The organism is Acinetobacter sp. ANC_7635, assembly GCF_056779945.1.
The window spans coordinates 79,651-98,554 of sequence record NZ_JBWYIS010000009.1; the positions used below are offsets into that span (position 1 = coordinate 79,651).

The following is an 18,904-nucleotide window of genomic DNA, read 5'->3' on the forward strand; positions in this document are numbered from 1 at the left end:
TAAGTTTTTTATAGTATTGAAAATTATGCTATGTGTGCCAACTTTAAGCCAATACAAGCGCATCAAATCCAAGCATTAGAACTTCCACATATTTCATTTGAATATGTGGAAGAGGTTTATCCAAGCTACGAAACCCCGTTATTATTTAAATCTGATCATAGCTACGAGTGGAGGTTAGTTAATTTTGGTTTTATACCAAAATGGGCAACTGATACAGAAATAGCGAAGAAAACCTATAATGCACGCAATGAAACATTAAGCGAAAAAAGAAGTTTTCAAGAAGCATTTGAAAAATGTAAATTTGGTGTAATTCCAGTCACTGAGTTTTATGAAGCAAAATATATTAATGGACGACCGCAACGATGGGGTGTGAGAAGAAAAGATGGTCAGGCATTTTTTATCGCAGCGTTGTATGAAATCACGAAAATTGATCAAATTATTTATCGTTCAGCAACGATGATTACCATGGATGCTATTCATCACGAAATGATGAAGGATTTTCATGAGCCTGGAGATGTTAAACGGTCAGTAATTATTATTCCGCACCATAAATTAGATCAGTGGTTGAGTTTAAAATCCCCCGACATTCAGAACTTTGTTGAAGGCTTTCCAGTAGGGGAATTTGAATGTTTTTATTGTCCAAAACCACGGCAGAACAATACAGCCCAACTCAATATGTTTGATGATGGGCTTTAATCTAAAGTTTAGGAAAATTAATGCGCTAAATTTTTGAAAATATGCTTTAAGCTTTCCATTAGTTTTTCAATTTGAAGTGGGGTTAATCCCTCAAATGTTTGTTCAAGAACCACACTCATCAGGTCATTAATTTTTTTTGTCATTTCTAAACCTTTTGGTGTTAGTACCACACGCGTAATACGGGCATCGTTTTCACACGAGTAAGTGTCAACCATTCCTTCATCTTTTAAACGGTAAACGATTTTTGTAGTCGTCGACATTTTTGACACAATCATGTCAGAGAGTTCTGAAACACTTGCATCTGGTTTAGTAGACAATGCGACAAGCAAACGTCGACGAGAATTATCAACGCCATACTTTTTGAGCACATGGTCAACATTCAGTACATACTGAGAATGGACTTGAGTGATCCAATAGAATGGAAAATTTTCGAGTTCAAAATTTTCAGATGAAGGTAAAAATTTTGCATATTTTTTTGACATCGCTACGTCCTTGTCAGTGTAACTTAATTGTTTTTATTAATTTAAATATTACATGAAGCATAACCTATATTAAAAGAACTATGTTCAAATAATCAACTTATGTTCAAGCGCTTACCTTAAATCAGACAAAAGGTATGACACCTATTGACTTCAGTTTTATAAAACATATTTCAATGATCTGTAAATATCTTTATGTGTATCAAAACAGAAGATTCGAAAAATACAGCTATTCTGATCTTCATGATTATATCTTTATGTCAATTCCACGCTGACCAAATTCTATTGAAAAATATAGGAACTATAACTTGGCACTGATATTTTTTTTTGTGTCGAAAATGTCAAAGACTATTCAAGGATGGCAATTACGACTAAAGATATGATCTAAATTTACATAAAAAATTGTTTTGAACATAAAAAAAGTAATTACAAAATAAAATTCTTATGCATAATAGTTTCATCATTTCTGAAAAGGTAACTTTATATATGGACCCGTCGCCGTGTTGGCCTAATTTAGCTTCTTACATTATCTTAAATAATAAGAACCAGGAGATCTAATATGGAATTTTTATTGGATCCTGGCATTTGGATAGGGTTAATTACCCTTATTATTCTTGAAATCGTTTTAGGTATTGATAACTTAGTATTTATTGCGATACTTGCAGAAAAACTTCCTCCAGAACAACGTGATAAAGCCCGTGTAATCGGTTTATCCCTCGCATTATTAATGCGTCTAGGTCTACTTTTTGCGATCTCGTGGTTAGTGACTTTAACTCAACCATTGATTGAAATTTTTGGAAAAACATTCTCAGGTCGGGATTTGATATTACTGTTTGGTGGTCTATTCCTTGTGTATAAGGCTGTCAATGAACTCCATGAAAAAATGGAGGGTAAACCCGAGATTAAAACGAATAACAATGTCGTATACGCTGGTTTTGCTGCAGTTGTGGCTCAGATCGTCGTGCTTGATGCGGTATTTTCACTCGACTCAGTGATCACTGCGATTGGTATGGTGGATAATATTTACGTGATGATGGCTGCGATGATTGTGGCTATGGTTGTCATGTTAATTGCATCAAAACCGTTAACTACGTTTGTTAACCGTCATCCTACGGTGGTTATCCTTTGTTTAAGTTTCTTGTTATTGATCGGTGTAAGTCTAATCGCTGAAGGTTTTGGATTCCATATCCCTAAAGGTTATATTTATTCAGGTATTGGTGTTGCAATTCTAATTGAAGCATTCAATCAATTTTCGAATCGTAATCTTGAAAAAAATCAAGCGAAGATCCCGTTACGTCATCGAACTGCAGATTCAATTTTGAAATTGATGGGCAGTAAATTGGATGCCGATATTGCAACATCCAAAGAAGTTGAAGAAATTCAACAAGCTTTTGGTGATGAAGAGCGTTATATGGTTGGTGGTGTGCTATCACTTGCTGAACGTTCAGTTGCTTCAATTATGACACCTCGAAATCAAATTTCTTGGGTTAATATTGAGGACGATGCCGAAGCAATTCGTGAACAGGTATTAGCTGTACCTCATAGTCTTTTCCCAGTTTGTCGTGGACAATTGGATAAAGTCATCACGATTGTACGTGCAAAAGAATTGATTGATGCATTAGATGATCCAGATCAACTAAAAGATTTGATGAAACGTGTCCGTCCTATTTTCATTTATGAAAAAATGAAAGTGATTGATGCAATTAATACATTAAGAACTTCTAAAGGTTCATTGGTACTTGTTACAAATGAATATGGCAATATTCAAGGCTTAATCTCACCATTAGATGTTTTTGAAGCAATTGCTGGTGAATTCCCAGATGCTGATGAACAGCTTGAATTGGTTAAAATCGATGATACCACTTGGAAGGCGTCTGGTATGTTAGATTTATATCAATTAGAGCTGGCGCTCGATATATTAGATTTAGATCTGGTGCAAGAAGACTCAGGTTACTTTAGTGTTGCAGGACTGATTTTAGATAAAACGAGTGGGGCGGTTGAAGTTGGTATGTTGATTGAACACCAAGGGGTTAATTTCGAAATTCTAGAAATGGAAGATAATCGAATTAAAACCGTTAAAATCACGCTTTAAACTCTAATAAAAAAGCTCCTTATTGGAGCTTTTTTTTGCTTAAATTTCTATATAAGGTATGGAGTTAGCGAAGTCGTAGTATGAAATATGAGATAAGATGCTAAACATATTGCAATCTGTTTTATAGCGAAGGAATGTCAGATCATGATCGATCAAATGGAATTATCGGTAAGACTTGCTATTTTTTTTAGTGGTATTTTTTTATTGACCGGTATGCTTACTGGTGTATGGAAGTATGTGCAAATCAGCTTATCTAAACAAGCTCGAGCACATTATTATGTTGATATTGCGCATAGGAGTAGTTTGCTATATGCACCTGCAACGTTAATTCTAGCGGTTATGGCATATTTTTCAGCGTTGAATGAATCGACAAATTTGCTCTTTATTTTGATTAATATTTTCTTTTTTGCATTTTCAATTTTAAGTTATATTTTGCATGGCTTATTGAAAGATACGACAAATCAGTTCAAAGAACCACATCAATTAGGGCGTATTGAATTACCAAAATTGCTCATGAGAGGTGCGATGGTACTATTGGTCGTAGGTGAGGTTGGGGCGACCTTAGGTTTGCTTTATGGTTTATATGTTGGGTTATTCTAATAAGTAGAGCAGAATTGAAAAACTTGTTATTTTGATAGAGTGCTTTAAATGATGACATTGACTTTAAGATGGATGCTTTGGCATCCATCTCTTAGTCTAAATGTGCTTCTTGATCAGAAAGCTTTTGAGTACGATATTTCGTGTCAATAAAGGCCCACACGTAAAATGCTAGCGTCGCAGCAAGTGCATAAGCAAAATATTCAAGCTTCAACGTGCCTTGAATTGTACCTTGCACAACAAGTGTCAGCATGAGAGCAAACATTGTGCTTAAAAAAACGACAGCATTGTTGTTTGCTTTAAGAGTATTAATGAAGACTTGCTTGTTGAAATGTAATGATAACATCTCCATCCCTCCTGATAATTCATGACAAATCTGAATGATTTAGTCGACTTTGTTTACATACTTGTACAGGGGATTGAAGAATAAAGCAAGTTTTTAACACTCTATTATGTAAATAAATTATGACATTAATATGACAAAAGTCGAAATATTTGAAATTAAGATACTACGTGAGCTAAGTGCTAGAATTATTTCGATAAATCGTGATGAGATGAATAGAGTTTCTTGTAATTCTTTAATCTATTTACTTTTTAGCATCTTGCAAAACAAATAAATAGTAGCAAAAGTCATTCCAAATCAGACTGATGAGGTCAAAGTTAAGGTGGGTAAGCAATAATAGTCTGTTGGATAAACGAGACAATTATTGATTACAGAACAAATACGGCTTGGGTAAAACAATATTTATTGATAAATCACCTGAATTTACTTCTTCAGTCTATCCAGTATGTAGACAATGACAAATACAACTAAAGAAGGAATCAACCATGCTAAATTTTGTTCAGCCAATGGTAGATTGTTCATAAATGCTGGCAAGAAATGATCTAATTCTGCAACCTTAAGTCCATCAATAATACCGAATATGAAAGCAACCGCCGTAACAGGCGCAATGACGCGTGGAGCGGAATTAAAGAACTTCCACATAAATCCCATCATGATCACCACAATCGCTGGTGGGTAGATTGCACTTAATACAGGTACAGAGAAGGCGATTAACTTGGTTAAACCTAAGTTGGAAATGACAAATGAGAAACCAACAAGAATGAAAACCCATTTTTTGTAAGTAATCTTCGTGATTTGTGAGAAATATTCTGCACATGCACAAGTCAAACCAATTGCCGTAACCATGCATGCGATAAAAATCATCGCACCTAGAAAATATGAGCCAAAGTCACCAAAGGCATGCTGAACATAGCCATGGAGAATAATGGCACCATTTGCAGCGTTAGGTGCAGCCTCGTGACTACTCAGTCCAAGTTTAAATAGGCTAATGTAAACCAGTGTAAGGCCAATACCTGAAATTAAACTTGCGATCACTGCATATTTGGTAATTAACTTTTGATCATTTACACCACGTGAACGTATCGCATTAATAATGACAATACCAAATACTAAAGCTCCTAAAGTGTCCATGGTTAAATAACCATTAACAAATCCTTCTGAAACAGGACTATTGATATAATTTCCAATGGGTGCAGGGATATAATCTGCAGAAACTAAAAAGGCACTACCACCTAAAATGATCAAAGAGAGAATTTTGAGTGGAGATAAAACATAGCCGACAGTATCCAAAATTTTATTCGGATAAAGTGAGATTAAAGTTACAAATGCAAAATAAATTGCACTGTAGATCAACAAGGTCGATGAAGACGTTCCAAAATAACTCGAAAAACCAATTTCAAAAGAAACTGTAGCTGTCCGAGGTGTCGCGAAAAGTGGTCCAACAGCAAGATAGCATGCTACGGTTAAGATTAAACTTGCAATCTTACCCAGTGGAGAGCTTAAAAGTTGAATAGAGCCTTCAACACGCGATAGCGCAATGATCGTGATAACAGGAAGGCCAACAGCAGTAATTAAGAAGCCAAAAGCAGCTAACCAAACATGTTCACCCGCTTGTTGAGCAACAATAGGTGGGAAGATAATATTGCCTGCACCGATAAATAGTGCAAAGGTCATAAAACCTAAGGCAATAATGTCCCGTGTACGCAAATTGGTCATAAGGGAGATCGGTTCAAGAAAAAAGAAAGCGATTTTAGAGCAAATGTCAGTAAATAGGGAGGGCGGTCATCCATCGAATGGAATAGTAAAAAAGCAAGAAGCGAATAATTTTATTGGATGGGAAATTATGAGTTAAATTAAGTCTATGTATTTATAAAACTAATAAAATAAATTTATTTATTGAATTGAAATTAAGCAGAGCATAGATCTTGATTCGCAAAATAAAATAATGTACTGAATGGTTAAATAATAGTCGAAAATGATTAAGTTACAGATAGTCTATAGCGTTTGTGATCGACAAATGAAAGTCCTATAATGAATCCTGAATTAAAAAGGGGTTCATCATGAAGGCAACAGCTGTCACCATTAAAACTGAACAAGATATTGAAAAACTAAGAATATCGGGTCGGCTTGCGGCACAAGTGCTTGCAATGATTGGTGATTATGTGAAGCCAGGTGTGAGTACTGCGTATCTTGATGATATCTGTAATGATTACATCGTCAATACACTCAAGGTGACGCCAGCAAATGTGGGTTATTACGGATATACAAAAACAACCTGTATTTCGAAAAATGAAGTTGTATGTCATGGTATCCCTGCTTCCAATATTATCTTAGAGGATGGAGACATCATTAATATTGATGTTGCAATCATCAAGGATGGTTATTTTGGTGATACCAGTCGAATGTACTATGTAGGTACAATTAAACCTGAAGCAAAAAAATTAGTCGATACGACTTATGAAGCGATGCTTGCAGGTATTAAAACGGTTAAACCTGGCGCGACACTAGGTGACGTGGGTCATGCTATTCAACAAGTTGCGCAACGCGAAGGTTTTACGATTGTACGTGAATATTGTGGTCACGGTATTGGAAAAACCTACCATGAGCAACCGAATGTATTGCATTACGGACAGCCTGGTCAGGGATTAGTATTAAGAAAAGGAATGGTGTTTACCATTGAGCCTATGGTGAATGCAGGCAAAGCCAAAGTTAAAGAATTAAAAGACGGATGGACAGTAGTTACAGCAGATAAATCTTGGTCTGCACAATGGGAACATATGGTTGCTGTGACTGATGAAGGATATGAATTATTGACACCTTGGCCTGAAGGTACGGGTGAATATCCTGTAATTTAATTCCCAAAAGCCTATTTTTTTAAATAGGCTTTTTAATTTGTATACGCATCAAATGATAAATAATAAATCCAATAACCAATCCCCAAAAAGCAGATCCAATGCCCACAAACTGAACTCCAGATGCAGACATTAAAAAAGTGATTAAAGCAGCATCACGATCTAAATCTTCTTTAAATGCGATACTGATGTTATGTCCAATCGTTGCAAAAAGTGCGATCGCCGCCAAAGTGGTGATCATTTCTCTAGGGAATGACAGTAATAATCCCGTTAGTGTCGCTGCAAAAATGCCCATAAAGATATAGAACACTCCACAAGCCATACCTGCAATATAGCGTTTAGCAGGGTCTTGATGAACTTGTTCATCAAGGCTCACAGCTGCACTAATTGCTGCGATATTGGTTGAAAATGCCCCGAACGGAGCGAATATTGCTTGAGCAATTCCTGTCCAACTTACTAATTGGTTGACATGAGGTTTGTAACCATAGGATCTGATCATTGCTAAACCAGGTAAATATTGTGAAGCCATATTGATGATCAAGAGGGGAATAGCTAAACCCAGAATACTTGACCAGTGAAATTCAGGCTGAATCCATACTGGATACGTCATTCCGTAGTGAATTTTGGTTGCTGTATATTCAAAGAAAAAAGGTGTGGCGATAATGCAAGCTAACAATGTAATGACAATGGAGTGACGAGGTAATGCTTTTTTACTTATAAAATATGTACTGATCAAGATTAAAACATAGATCAATTGGTCTTGCATGACCGTAAATAATGAAATGCCAAATTTTAATAACACTCCAGCTAACATGGCGCTTGTAAGAGATTGCGGTAAAAATTCAAGAATTCTTTGAAATATTCCAAAAAAGCCCAATACAGCAGTCATAATTCCGCATATTAAAAATGCCCCTATCGCCTCATTCAAATTGTATCCTGAGCCTGTAGCGATAATCAGTGCTAGTCCTGCTGTTGACCATGATGTTGCAACTGGATATTTAAACTTCCAGCTTAAGATCAGTCCTGATAATCCTATACTCAAACCCAGTGCCCAAAACCATGAGCTAATCTGTGCTTGATTTGCACCTAATACTTGTCCAGCTTGAATAACCAGTACAGATGAAACGCTAATGCCAATTAAAAATGTAATAAAGCCAGCGAAAACAGCAGGTAGACTTAAATCTTTTTTTATTCTTGTTATCACGTCTATGAGCATTTTTATATTATTTCCCTAATGATTCTGTGAAGTTAAGATTACATTGTTGATGTCGCAAGTTTGATCCCAAACAATCCAAATAAAATACCAATAGCGGCAACAGAAGCAGCTGCTAATTTATAATGCGTGTTGAAGTAATTTGAAATTTTGATACCTGTGAAGATCAACATACTTAAGTAGGCTATACTCATTAATTGTAAAATTACAGCAAGCATTAAAAAGCTTTGGGCTGGATAAGGATAAGCTGGATCTACAAATTGAACAAAAAACGATAAAAAGAACAGTATTGCCTTTGGGTTAATCAGACTAATGAGTAATGCGGTACGAAAAGGATGAAATTTTTCTTGTTTTTGTACAATAGAAACATTAGCTTGATCTTTACTTGGACGTTTCCAAGTTAAATAGGCTGCATATATTAAACGGATACCTAAATAACTAAGATATAAAGCACCAATAATTTTTAGGGCGAAAAAAATCCAGGGAAATTGATGCAATAATGTTGCGGCACCTAAGACAGTTAGCAAAATAAGGATGCTATCTCCACACAAAATACCGAAAGCACCTTGATAGCCCACTTTTATGCCAAAGCGAGTCGCAATAGACATGACATAGAGAGAGTTAGGTCCAGGTAATAAAATAATAAGTAATGTACCTATTAAATAGGTTGGAAGATCAGTTATACCAAACACTCATTTATCTCTTAAAAAATAATCGAGCTCCTAAGAGCTCGATTGAAAGAATGATGGATAGGTGCAATTAAGCTTTTATATCAGCATCTATGCCAAATGATTGTTTTAACAGAGAGCTGAGTTGATCTCTTGCCTTAATAAAGCCATCTATACCGCCTTGCAATAATTGCGATGCCATAAGATCTTTCTGAATTTGCGCTTTAAAATCTATTTCAGTGATTGGACTAAGTGATTCGATATTTGAGCTGTGTGCATTTGCATTTAACTGAACTTCAACTTGGCGATGATCTTGAGCCAATTCGTCAAGTAAATTCGGTGATACAGTTAAGAGGTCGCATCCAGCAAGTCCGAGAACCTGTTCTATGCTACGAAAGCTTGCGCCCATAACTTCAGTTTTCACCTGATTTTGTTTGTAGAACTCGTAAATTTGTTTAACGGATTGCACACCAGGATCTTGTTCAATTGGATAGTGATCCACATTTTCAGCTTTTTTATACCAATCGAGAATACGACCTACAAATGGTGAAATTAATGTGACCTGAGCATCCGCACATGCTTTTGCTTGATGTAAGCCAAACAACAAAGTTAAGTTGCAATGAATGCCTTCTGCTTCAAGAACCTTAGCAGCTTGAATACCTTCCCATGTTGAGGCGATTTTAATTAAAATTCGGTTTTGATCAACACCATAAGTCGCATAGAGAGCGAGTAATTCTTTAGCTTTAGCAATTGTCGCGGCTGTATCGTATGAAAGTGCTGCATCAACTTCTGTTGATACTCGACCTTCAACTACTTTTAGAATTTCCACACCTAATTTGACAGTCAGGATATCAATTGTTCTATCGATTAACTCATCTGACTGATAACCCTCTGACTTTGCTTGATCAAATGCAGCTTCAATCAGTTCTTTGTTTTCAGGGAATGAAGCTGCTGCCGTGATGAGTGAAGGGTTAGTGGTAGCATCCAATGGCTTAAATTTTTTTATAGCGTTTAAGTCACCTGTGTCTGCAACAATTGTAGTGAAGTTTTTTAATTGAGATAAAGCTGTTTCAGTCATTGCGATCTAATTCTTTGTTTCATTACTTATACCATCTTTATAACACATGATTATTTTGAAACATGCTACAAAAGTTTTAAATCAAGTTATTTTCCTACATTTTTCTTTTATTTCTGATGTGATGAATTAAAAATTGAGCAGCTTTGCCCAATGGTTGCTCTTTACTCCAAACCAGATCGATAAAATAATCAAATTTTGGGGTGAAATCTGAAAATCGTAGAACTTTAAGTTTTTTCTTTAATGTTGGTTGTTCGATAAGCATTTCAGTGGGTAATACTCCCCATCCAAGTCCTTGTGAAATTAGTCTACATGCAGAATGGTGATTGTCTGTACGCCATGCATCTTTGGAGAAGAGTAATTCAGGCTTAATGTTCCGATCGCGACTAGCGACTACAATCTGACGACTTTGAAAAATTTCTTCATAGCTCACTTTTTGATTTTGGCACAGCGGATGATGAACAGATGCAACTGGAATTAAACTTTCTTTCATTAATTCCACAAATTGTTCATTCGCCTCAATATGTTCACGCTCAAACATCAACGCTAAATGTGCTTTACCCGTTAAAATCATTTGTTGAGCATCTTCTTGTGGTGCGCTGAATATATTGATTTGTAGTTGAGGAAATTGTTGTTCTAATAAAACAATATAATCAGTCCATCTACTATGCAGTAACTCAGATACCACCACAATATTTAATTCGGTTTCGATACCGCTACTCAAACCAAATGCATGTTGTTTCCATTGATTCATTTCAATCAATAAATGATTAGTACGTTCATACAAAACTTTGGCTTGAAGTGTTGGCTGTGGTTCACGTCCTACTCTTTCAAACAGTTGAAGATTCAGATCAATCTCTAAATTGGAAATCGCCATACTGACAGCAGAGGGGACCTTGCCTAACTGACGTGCGGCTGCGGAAAAAGAACCTGTTTCCATCACCGTTTTAAAAACGACCAATTGTTCTTGATTAATATTCATGTTTATTATTTCAAAAATTATGATAGATTCTAACTCGATCATTCAATATTATGAAAATAAAATGCGCTCATGAATAACAATGTTGATGAGTGAACGCATGTTTTTTTCAAAGAGAAGAATTATTCACGCAATAAGCTATGAAATCATTCTATTGGTGATCATCGCAATTTCTTTGAGTTTTATTTTTGAAGTTCCACTGGAAATTGCAGGTTCATTAGGTGTGATTATGGCTGTACTTTCAGTGATCTGGAATATGATTTTCAATCATTATTTCGAAAAAATTGAAGCGCGCAATCAGTGGAAGCGTACTGTAAAAGTTCGTATATTGCATGCGCTAGGATTTGAAGGTGGCTTGATGTTAGTGACCATTCCAATTGTTGCATATATGATGGATATGACGCTCATACAAGCTTTTATCGTCGACTTAGCTTTGACGCTTAGTATTCTGGTGTACACCTTTATATTTCAATGGTTCTATGATGGGATCGAAGCTAAACTGGGTTATGCACCTGAGGCTTTAAATCACTAAAACTCAAAATAAAAAAGCATCTCTATTGAGATGCTTTTTTGTTGTTATAGAAATTATTTTTCAATAATTGCCGTTACACCTTGACCACCTGCAGCACAGATCGACACAAGTACACGACCTGAACCTTTTTCATTTAAAATTTTTGCAGCAGTTGCGATAATACGACCACCCGTTGCGGCAAATGGGTGACCCGCAGCCAACGAAGAGCCTTTAACGTTTAACTTCGCACGATCAATTGAACCTAAAGGCGCATCTAAGCCTAGACGTTCTTTACAGAATTTAGGATCTTCCCAAGCTTTTAATGTAGAAAGAACTTGAGATGCAAATGCTTCATGAATTTCATAGTAGTCAAAATCTTGAAGTTTTAAATTAGCACGCTCGAGCATACGTGGAACTGCGTAAGCAGGAGCCATTAACAAACCTTCTTTTTTACCAATGAAATCTACAGCAGCAGTTTCAGAGAAACTTAAATACGCTAAAATTTCGTGACCATTTGCTTTAGCCCATTCTTCTGATGCTAATAATACACAAGAAGCACCATCGGTAAGTGGAGTAGAGTTACCAGCAGTCATTGTACGAGCATCACCTTTACCAAACGCTGGCTTAAGTTTTGCAAGCTTTTCTACAGTTGAATCAGGACGTAAGTTGTTGTCGCGCTCAAGGCCAAGGAATGGCGTCATTAAATCGTCAAAGAATCCTGCTTCATAAGCTGCAGCCATTTTCTGATGAGACGATGCAGCAAGTTCATCTTGAGCTTCACGAGAAATGCCCCACTCAAGTGTTGTGATCGCTTGGTGATCGCCCATAGATAAGCCAGTACGAGGTTCACCATTTTTAGGAGCATCTAGCAAATCTTTTACGTTAATTTTAGTTAACGCTTTAAGACGATCTTTACCTGTTTTTGCAACGTTGAGTTCTAAGAGGGCTTTACGTAATCCATCACCAAATGCGATAGGAGCATCTGAAGTGGTATCCACACCACCTGCAATACCCACCTCAATTTGACCAAGTGCAATTTTGTTCGCTACGAGGAAAGCGGCTTGAAGCCCAGTACCACAAGCTTGTTGGATATCGTAAGCTGGAGTTTCAGGTGCAAGCTCTGTGCTTAACACACATTCACGCGTCATATTGAAATCACGGCTGTGCTTCAGTACAGCACCAGCAACAACTTCACCCAGACGTTGACCTTGAAGATTAAAACGCTCAACTAGACCATTCAATGCTGCTGTAAGCATATCCGTATTTGTAGCTGTGAAATAAGCACCATTAGAACGTGCGAAAGGAATACGATTACCACCGATAATTGCAACACGGCGTACAGTATTTTGAGTCATAGTTTTTTCCTGTTCAGCGGAAGATTGAGTCGTAGTTGCTGAAGTTTGATTTTCAGCTTTAGTTTTATTTGTTGCTGCTGTTTTTTTGCGAGTCGTCGACGTACGAGGGCGAGTCGCTTTTTGAGTATTTGCGTTGTTGGCACTGTTTGCATTACCACTACTCGTATTTGAACGAGCTTTTGATGTATTTGACACAGTAGCTTTCGCAGAATTCTCAGTTGTTGGATTTTCTTGAGTTGTTTTGCTCATAAGGCTTTTCCAAGCATATTTGGGATATTCTTGAGTGCTACATTAGCATAATCGCTAAGAGGTCGTATTGACTAAAATGACATTTAGCAATGCTTTCAGGTCAAGACATACATAGAGTAACTCAAGTATTATTTAACTGAAACGCAGGGATCGATTAATTTACTAAGTATCAGAGTTTGAACTGAACTTCATCTACACCATAGATCCTTCAAAAAATTATTCTATCGAGAGATCATATTCATGACTGACCAATATCAAGCTTTTGCAAAATCTCCAATTGGTAAATTTGTCATCAAAAATTTAGGTTTACCATCTCCAATTCACTTAGATCGCTTTGAATCAGCAACGCCTGTTGTTCAAGGCGCTGTTTTATTCGGTTCTGCGTCTAAAAGTCTTTTTAATGGTGAAATTGCGCAAGTTCTGAGTAATATTCATGCCAACAGCTATGCGGGAAACAATGCTGAGTTACAACAAGCTGCAGCTAAAGTAGGGTTGAACTTAGGTGCGTTTAATGAAGGCGATAAAGAGTCGAAATTCAAAGCAGTTGTGTTTGATGCTTCGGGTATTCAGGACTCTGAACAGTTAATTGAATTGTATAAATTCTTTAATCCAATTGCTCGCCAAATTCAAACTTCAGGTCGTGTAGTCGTCGTTGGCTTGACACCAGAATCAGCACCTACAGTGAAACAAGCGATTGCTCAACGTGCATTAGAAGGATTCGTGAAATCTGTAGGTAAAGAATTTAAGAAAGGTATTGCTGCACAATTGGTTTATGTAGATCAAGATGCTGCTTTAAATCTTGAATCTACACTTCGTTTTGTACTTTCTCCGCGCTCAGCGTATGTATCAGGTCAAGTCATTCGTGTTTCAAAAGCAAATGTTGTTGATGTTGATTGGACTAAACCACTTGCGGGCAAAACTGCAGTGGTCACAGGTGCAAGTCGTGGTATTGGTGAAGCGATTGCGCATGTTTTGTCGCGTGATGGTGCTCATGTCATTTGCTTAGATGTACCACAACAACAAGCAGATCTTGATCGTGTTGCGAGTGAAATTGGTGGATCGACTTTAGCGATTGATATCACTGCACCAGATGCTGGAGAAAAAATCAAAGCTGCAGCGGCTGCTCAAGGCGGGCTAGATGTGATTGTCCATAATGCCGGTATTACACGTGATAAAACGCTTGCTAATATGAAGCCAGAGCTTTGGGATCTTGTGATTAACATTAACTTATCTGCGATTGAGCGTGTGAATGACTATTTGTTGTCTAATGAAGGCATCAATGAAAATGGTCGCATCGTTTGCGTATCTTCGATTTCAGGTATTGCGGGTAACCTCGGTCAAACGAACTACGCAGCTTCTAAAGCTGGTGTGATTGGTTTAGTGAAATTTACAGCACCAATTTTGAAAAATGGTGTAACGATTAATGCTGTTGCTCCTGGATTTATTGAAACTCAAATGACAGCAGCGATTCCATTCGCAATTCGTGAAGCGGGTCGCCGTATGAATTCGATGAGTCAAGGTGGTCAACCAGTTGATGTGGCTGAAACAATCGCATTATTTGCTTCATCTGCTTCAACGGGGCTGAATGGAAACATTGTACGTGTGTGCGGTCAAAGTTTATTAGGTGCTTAAGCTTTAGTGGTCATAGATTGTTAAATGAAAGAGAGTAATGTTCAGGCATTGCTCTCTTTATTGCTCGTATGATTTGTTATGATCGTTTTGTTGAGCTGCAAACTTTAAGTTTTTTATAAAGATAAATGGGAATTTTTAACATGAAAACACGTCACTTTAGTCAATTGCCAAAAGCTTATTTAGCTTATCCTAAAGTCATTAAAGGTTTAATTTTTAAAAAACCGAAAGGCGAAAAGACACTGCCACAAGTGGATTACATCGTTGATGAATATCGTGTTGATCATGACCATCTAAAATCTTATAACGAAATTTGTGGTTATAAGAATAATGGATATGTACCATCGACTTACTTGGCAGTCATTTCTCAAAGTTTGCAGATGCAAATGATGACACAAGAACCTTTCCCATTTGCTTTGCTGGGTTTAGTTCATATTCGTAATCAAGTTAAGCAGTATCGCAAAATTGGAGTGAATGAAACCATCACGCTATCATGCAAATTTGGTGAGTTAAAACCACATGACAAAGGTTTGCAATTTGACTTCATTACCACTGCGAAAGTAGGTAATGATGTGGTGATGGAGGGTTTAACAACCTATCTTTCTCGTAAAAAAACAAATACTTCATCCTCTTCAAAGGCGAAAGAAGATCAGTTGCCTGAATTTAAATCACAGGGTAATTGGAAAGTCGCTGAAAACACGGGTCGTCGCTATGCGCTCGTTTCAGGTGATTTTAACCTCATTCATATTCATGCAGTTACAGCAAAAGCATTTGGTTTTAAACAAGCGATTGCGCATGGCATGTGGAGTAAAGCTAAAGCATTAGCAAGTATTAGTTTACCGGATGCTTATGATGCTGATGTTTATTTTAAGTTGCCTATGTTTTTACCATCTGAGGTTGAATTTTTAACGGGTGAGCGAGATCAAGCGACATATTTGTTAGTTCGTAATGCAAAATCACAAAAACCTCATGTTTCTGGTGTTGTGAAACCACTTTAATAGATGCTCTAGGCCTAACATGTTTGTTAGGCTTTTTTATAACTATAAATCAAGGATAGAAGATGAAAATTCTAAAAGATTTAATTTACGCTGACACACATAATTATAAGGGTATCGTTCACCATCAGTTTGCAGATTTGGCACATTTATTTAGTCGTTTACAAGACTCTCGTACTGAACAAGGTGGTGCATCATTGGCTGTATATTATGGTCAAGAAAAAGTGGTTGATATTTATGTTGGAAAAAAGTCTTCGAGTGAAGAGTGGTCAGAAGACACGATGGCGATGTGCTATTCCACCGGAAAAGGGATCTTAGCGACTTTGTCGCATATTCTAGTGAGTGAAGGGAAATTAGATTATCGTCAACCCATAGCTGATTATTGGCCAGAATTTGCTGAACATGGAAAATCTGAGATTACTTTGGCTGACGTATTGAGTCACCGTAGTGGTTTATATGATGTTAGAAATGTCATTGCTCAAGCATCTGAAATGGCAGACTGGGATCACATGCTCAATGTGATGGCTAGCGCGACACCACGTTTTAAACCCAATTCAAATTATGCATATCAAGCACTTACGTATGGCTGGTTATTAGGAGGGCTGATTGAAAAAGCGACTCAGCAAAATCTTTCTGAGCTGATGAATCAATATTTAGTAGAACCACTTCAATTAGATGGTGCCTATTTTGGTGTCCCTCAGGATCAACTTTCAAGAATAGCCAAACCTCTAGAAAAAACAAATATTGAAAAAAAGTCATCAACTACTCAAGTTGCACAACAAAAGAAGAAAAAACAGAAAGTTTCATTTTCGGATCGTATCATTCAATATTCTGGTCAACATCCTGATGATTTTATAGATGCAATGATTCCAAAGGGAATGAAGGGGTTTAGCTTTTTTGATGATCGTGTTCTGACTCAACCCATTCCTGCTGCTAATGGTGTCTTTACAGCCAGAAGTTTAGCGAAAATCTATGCCATGATGGCGCACTATGGTCAGTTCGAATCAAGACAATTTATCAAGCCACTTGTATTCAAACAACTTTCGCAAATTCAAAGCTATGATCGAGACAAGGTGATGCCAATACCTATGCATTGGCGTTTGGGTTATCACAGAGTTATCACGCTGGGTAAAAGTGCAAAAAATGGATTTGGTCATATGGGCTACAACGGATCAGGGGCTTGGTGTGATCCTGAAAGAAAATTAAGCTTTGCCTATACCCATAATTATCCTGTTGGGTCAATTACAGGGGATTATCGTTTGTGGAGTTTATCGCAAGAGGCATTAAGATGTGTGGATCACATTAATAATGGTAAAAAGGGATGGTTTTAACATTTACAAAGGAGAATTTGTATTTATAATGTATACTAACTTTAACTAAAATAAACAAATAGTGACATGATGAATAAAAAAATTACCTTTTTACTAATGGGTTGTTTGATGAGTGGTGTTGTGGCAAGTACAGTACTTACACCAAACCAAAATCAGCAAAGCGGGCAGATTCCGAGCGGTTATGCTGAATTAGAATTTAAATTGCGTGATGGAAATTGGACGAAACAAATCTATCTGCCAAACAATCCAAAAAATAATGACAAGATTAGAATTTCCTCATCGGCGGGATATGCTGCATATCTAGATACTTCCAATATTGATATTCCCCTTGAATCAATTCAAATCAATAAAGGAAACACATTCGACTTTATTTATAGTGAATCTTTAAAAAAATGGCGAATCAACAGTACACCCAGTGTCATTTTAGATAATTCAAGTGTACAAAATATTATATCTAATCAACAAACAATACAGCGAGTTCATCTAAAAGATGGCGCTTGGGCAAAGAAAATAGTATTGCCGAGCGATGTTGCTAACAATACGGTAATGTTGATTGAATCTGATGCAGGCAGGGATTCATCAATTGATACAACAAATCTTCTTTTTTCGAGTAATTTTAATTTAAAAAAAGGAGATCGCTATTGGTTTGTATTTAATCAAAATCTAAAAAAATGGGTGCCTGAATATATCAAGCCCAGACAACTAAATGTTAGTTCAGTGGGAACTCAGTTAAATAAAACCGATAGCCCTTTAACTGAAATTATTTTTGGTGATGGAAACTGGGTGTCACAATTCACATTACCAAGTTCAGCATATGACCGTGATCGTGTGATCGTGAAGTCGACTGCAACATGGGAAGCTACTATTTCAAATCAGAATATCAATACCTCAGCAACTTTAAAACTAAATAGAGGTGAACGATATGAATTTATGTTTGTAAAAGAATTAGCGAAGTGGATTTTAGTTTCTGCACCAGAACGTGTGATACAAGCGAAAGATTTAAATAATCAAAAAGTTCCTGATCCTAAACAACCAGTGACACGTGTTAAGTTGGCAAATGGAAATTGGCAATCAGTAATTAATTTACCTGATCGCGCTCAAATCAATGACAAGATAATCATAAGTTCTGGAGCGGCGTGGAGCAGCACAATTCAGGCATCCAATAATTTACGACAAACGATTCAAACTGGTGAAACGCAACGTTTTGTCTATACATCTCAAGGATGGCAAGCTGATAGTGCAACCATTGACATGCTTTTGGTGAGTAGTACTGCTGTTGCAGAGAAATTAGGTGCAAATGCAGCGAAAATGAGGTTGATTGAAGGCTTTGATCTAACCAATGTGTCTGCAGAGAATTCAAATGCCAAGTTTTATCTGCGCAACGTTGGTTATCTGCAATATAAAACACCAGGTTCTAAAACATTAAACAATGTCCTTGATATTGGTCGTGTGGACAAAGTTATTCAGAATGAGCGTAATCGCTTAAAAGCTGATGCTGTATATTATGAAGGTGATGAAGAAGGCTGTGGTTTAGCTTACTTGCTTGAAAACCCTAACTCTAATTATATGATCGGTAGTGGAAGTATTAACTGTGGAATCACGGTTTTACGTCATGAATTCGGTCATAATATGGGGGTGAATCATGATGATACCGCTGGACCAGCACGTGGTTTGGAGCATCCATTGGGTGGTACGATTATGGGAGGTAATAGTATCTCTTATTTCTCAAGCCCAGATTTATTCCATCCAAAGTATGGATACCAATTAGGGGGTACGAATGATCGTGATGCTGTCACTATGATTAATAAAAATGCTAAAGCAGTGTCGCTATTCAAATAAC

Annotated in this window: 17 protein-coding genes; 9 read left to right on the forward strand and 8 right to left on the reverse strand. The window is 36.9% G+C overall.

What is annotated here, in order from left to right:
- The first annotated feature begins 30 nt into the window (after positions 1 to 30).
- A complete protein-coding gene (locus AC1M89_RS10665) occupies positions 31 to 696 on the forward strand; it encodes an SOS response-associated peptidase (RefSeq protein WP_481592103.1) in 666 nt (221 codons plus the stop codon).
- Positions 697 to 713: 17 nt separating this feature from the next.
- Here the strand turns inward: AC1M89_RS10665 and AC1M89_RS10670 are convergent, their stop codons facing one another.
- Positions 714 to 1,178 carry a MarR family winged helix-turn-helix transcriptional regulator gene (locus AC1M89_RS10670; RefSeq protein WP_035266085.1) on the reverse strand — a complete coding sequence of 155 codons (465 nt, stop codon included), beginning with the start codon at positions 1,176 to 1,178 and terminating at the stop codon, positions 714 to 716.
- 556 nt (positions 1,179 to 1,734) lie between these two features.
- Here AC1M89_RS10670 and AC1M89_RS10675 point away from each other — a divergent pair.
- Together AC1M89_RS10675 and AC1M89_RS10680 are read left to right on the forward strand one after the other, a co-directional pair.
- On the forward strand, positions 1,735 to 3,267 hold the full coding sequence (locus AC1M89_RS10675; RefSeq protein WP_092767773.1) for a TerC family protein: 1,533 nt from the start codon (positions 1,735 to 1,737) through the stop codon (positions 3,265 to 3,267).
- 144 nt (positions 3,268 to 3,411) lie between these two features.
- Positions 3,412 to 3,867 carry a hypothetical protein gene (locus AC1M89_RS10680; protein ID WP_416224324.1) on the forward strand — a complete coding sequence of 152 codons (456 nt, stop codon included), beginning with the start codon at positions 3,412 to 3,414 and terminating at the stop codon, positions 3,865 to 3,867.
- Positions 3,868 to 3,958: 91 nt separating this feature from the next.
- On the opposite strand, the gene AC1M89_RS10685 is transcribed toward AC1M89_RS10680, so the two are convergent.
- On the reverse strand, positions 3,959 to 4,210 hold the full coding sequence (locus AC1M89_RS10685) for a hypothetical protein (protein ID WP_035266079.1): 252 nt from the start codon (positions 4,208 to 4,210) through the stop codon (positions 3,959 to 3,961).
- Between the two features lie 420 nt (positions 4,211 to 4,630).
- Positions 4,631 to 5,923 (reverse strand): branched-chain amino acid transport system II carrier protein, encoded by a 1,293-nt coding sequence (gene brnQ, locus AC1M89_RS10690; RefSeq protein WP_481609123.1) that lies wholly within the window; start codon positions 5,921 to 5,923, stop codon positions 4,631 to 4,633.
- Positions 5,924 to 6,267: 344 nt separating this feature from the next.
- Here brnQ and map point away from each other — a divergent pair, with 344 nt between their 5' ends.
- A complete protein-coding gene (map, locus tag AC1M89_RS10695) occupies positions 6,268 to 7,062 on the forward strand; it encodes a type I methionyl aminopeptidase (RefSeq protein WP_481597802.1) in 795 nt (264 codons plus the stop codon).
- A gap of 19 nt (positions 7,063 to 7,081) precedes the next feature.
- Here the strand turns inward: map and AC1M89_RS10700 are convergent, their stop codons facing one another.
- From AC1M89_RS10700 to aceR, 4 genes are all read right to left on the reverse strand, one after another.
- Complete coding sequence (locus tag AC1M89_RS10700; protein ID WP_481609141.1) at positions 7,082 to 8,260, reverse strand: benzoate/H(+) symporter BenE family transporter; 1,179 nt, start codon at positions 8,258 to 8,260, stop codon at positions 7,082 to 7,084.
- Positions 8,261 to 8,313: 53 nt separating this feature from the next.
- On the reverse strand, positions 8,314 to 8,964 hold the full coding sequence (gene leuE / locus AC1M89_RS10705) for a leucine efflux protein LeuE (protein ID WP_481587646.1): 651 nt from the start codon (positions 8,962 to 8,964) through the stop codon (positions 8,314 to 8,316).
- 67 nt (positions 8,965 to 9,031) lie between these two features.
- Positions 9,032 to 10,018 (reverse strand): transaldolase, encoded by a 987-nt coding sequence (tal, locus tag AC1M89_RS10710; RefSeq protein ID WP_481587645.1) that lies wholly within the window; start codon positions 10,016 to 10,018, stop codon positions 9,032 to 9,034.
- A gap of 94 nt (positions 10,019 to 10,112) precedes the next feature.
- On the reverse strand, positions 10,113 to 10,997 hold the full coding sequence (aceR, locus tag AC1M89_RS10715; RefSeq protein WP_092767852.1) for an HTH-type transcriptional regulator AceR: 885 nt from the start codon (positions 10,995 to 10,997) through the stop codon (positions 10,113 to 10,115).
- 97 nt (positions 10,998 to 11,094) lie between these two features.
- Here aceR and aceI point away from each other — a divergent pair, with 97 nt between their 5' ends.
- Complete coding sequence (gene aceI, locus AC1M89_RS10720) at positions 11,095 to 11,526, forward strand: chlorhexidine efflux PACE transporter AceI (RefSeq protein WP_092767850.1); 432 nt, start codon at positions 11,095 to 11,097, stop codon at positions 11,524 to 11,526.
- Positions 11,527 to 11,579: 53 nt separating this feature from the next.
- On the opposite strand, the gene AC1M89_RS10725 is transcribed toward aceI, so the two are convergent.
- Complete coding sequence (locus AC1M89_RS10725; RefSeq protein ID WP_481614205.1) at positions 11,580 to 13,109, reverse strand: acetyl-CoA C-acetyltransferase; 1,530 nt, start codon at positions 13,107 to 13,109, stop codon at positions 11,580 to 11,582.
- A 240-nt stretch (positions 13,110 to 13,349) separates the two neighbouring features.
- Here AC1M89_RS10725 and AC1M89_RS10730 point away from each other — a divergent pair, with 240 nt between their 5' ends.
- The 4 genes from AC1M89_RS10730 (at position 13,350) to cpaA (ending at position 18,903) form a co-directional block, all read left to right on the forward strand.
- Positions 13,350 to 14,741 (forward strand): 3-oxoacyl-ACP reductase, encoded by a 1,392-nt coding sequence (locus AC1M89_RS10730; RefSeq protein ID WP_035266061.1) that lies wholly within the window; start codon positions 13,350 to 13,352, stop codon positions 14,739 to 14,741.
- A gap of 140 nt (positions 14,742 to 14,881) precedes the next feature.
- Positions 14,882 to 15,736: a MaoC family dehydratase gene (locus tag AC1M89_RS10735; RefSeq protein ID WP_481609124.1), complete on the forward strand. Its 855-nt coding sequence runs from the start codon at positions 14,882 to 14,884 to the stop codon at positions 15,734 to 15,736.
- Between the two features lie 68 nt (positions 15,737 to 15,804).
- Positions 15,805 to 17,064: a serine hydrolase domain-containing protein gene (locus AC1M89_RS10740; RefSeq protein ID WP_481609142.1), complete on the forward strand. Its 1,260-nt coding sequence runs from the start codon at positions 15,805 to 15,807 to the stop codon at positions 17,062 to 17,064.
- A gap of 108 nt (positions 17,065 to 17,172) precedes the next feature.
- On the forward strand, positions 17,173 to 18,903 hold the full coding sequence (gene cpaA / locus AC1M89_RS10745; RefSeq protein WP_481614206.1) for a metalloendopeptidase CpaA: 1,731 nt from the start codon (positions 17,173 to 17,175) through the stop codon (positions 18,901 to 18,903).
- Position 18,904 lies beyond the last annotated feature (1 nt).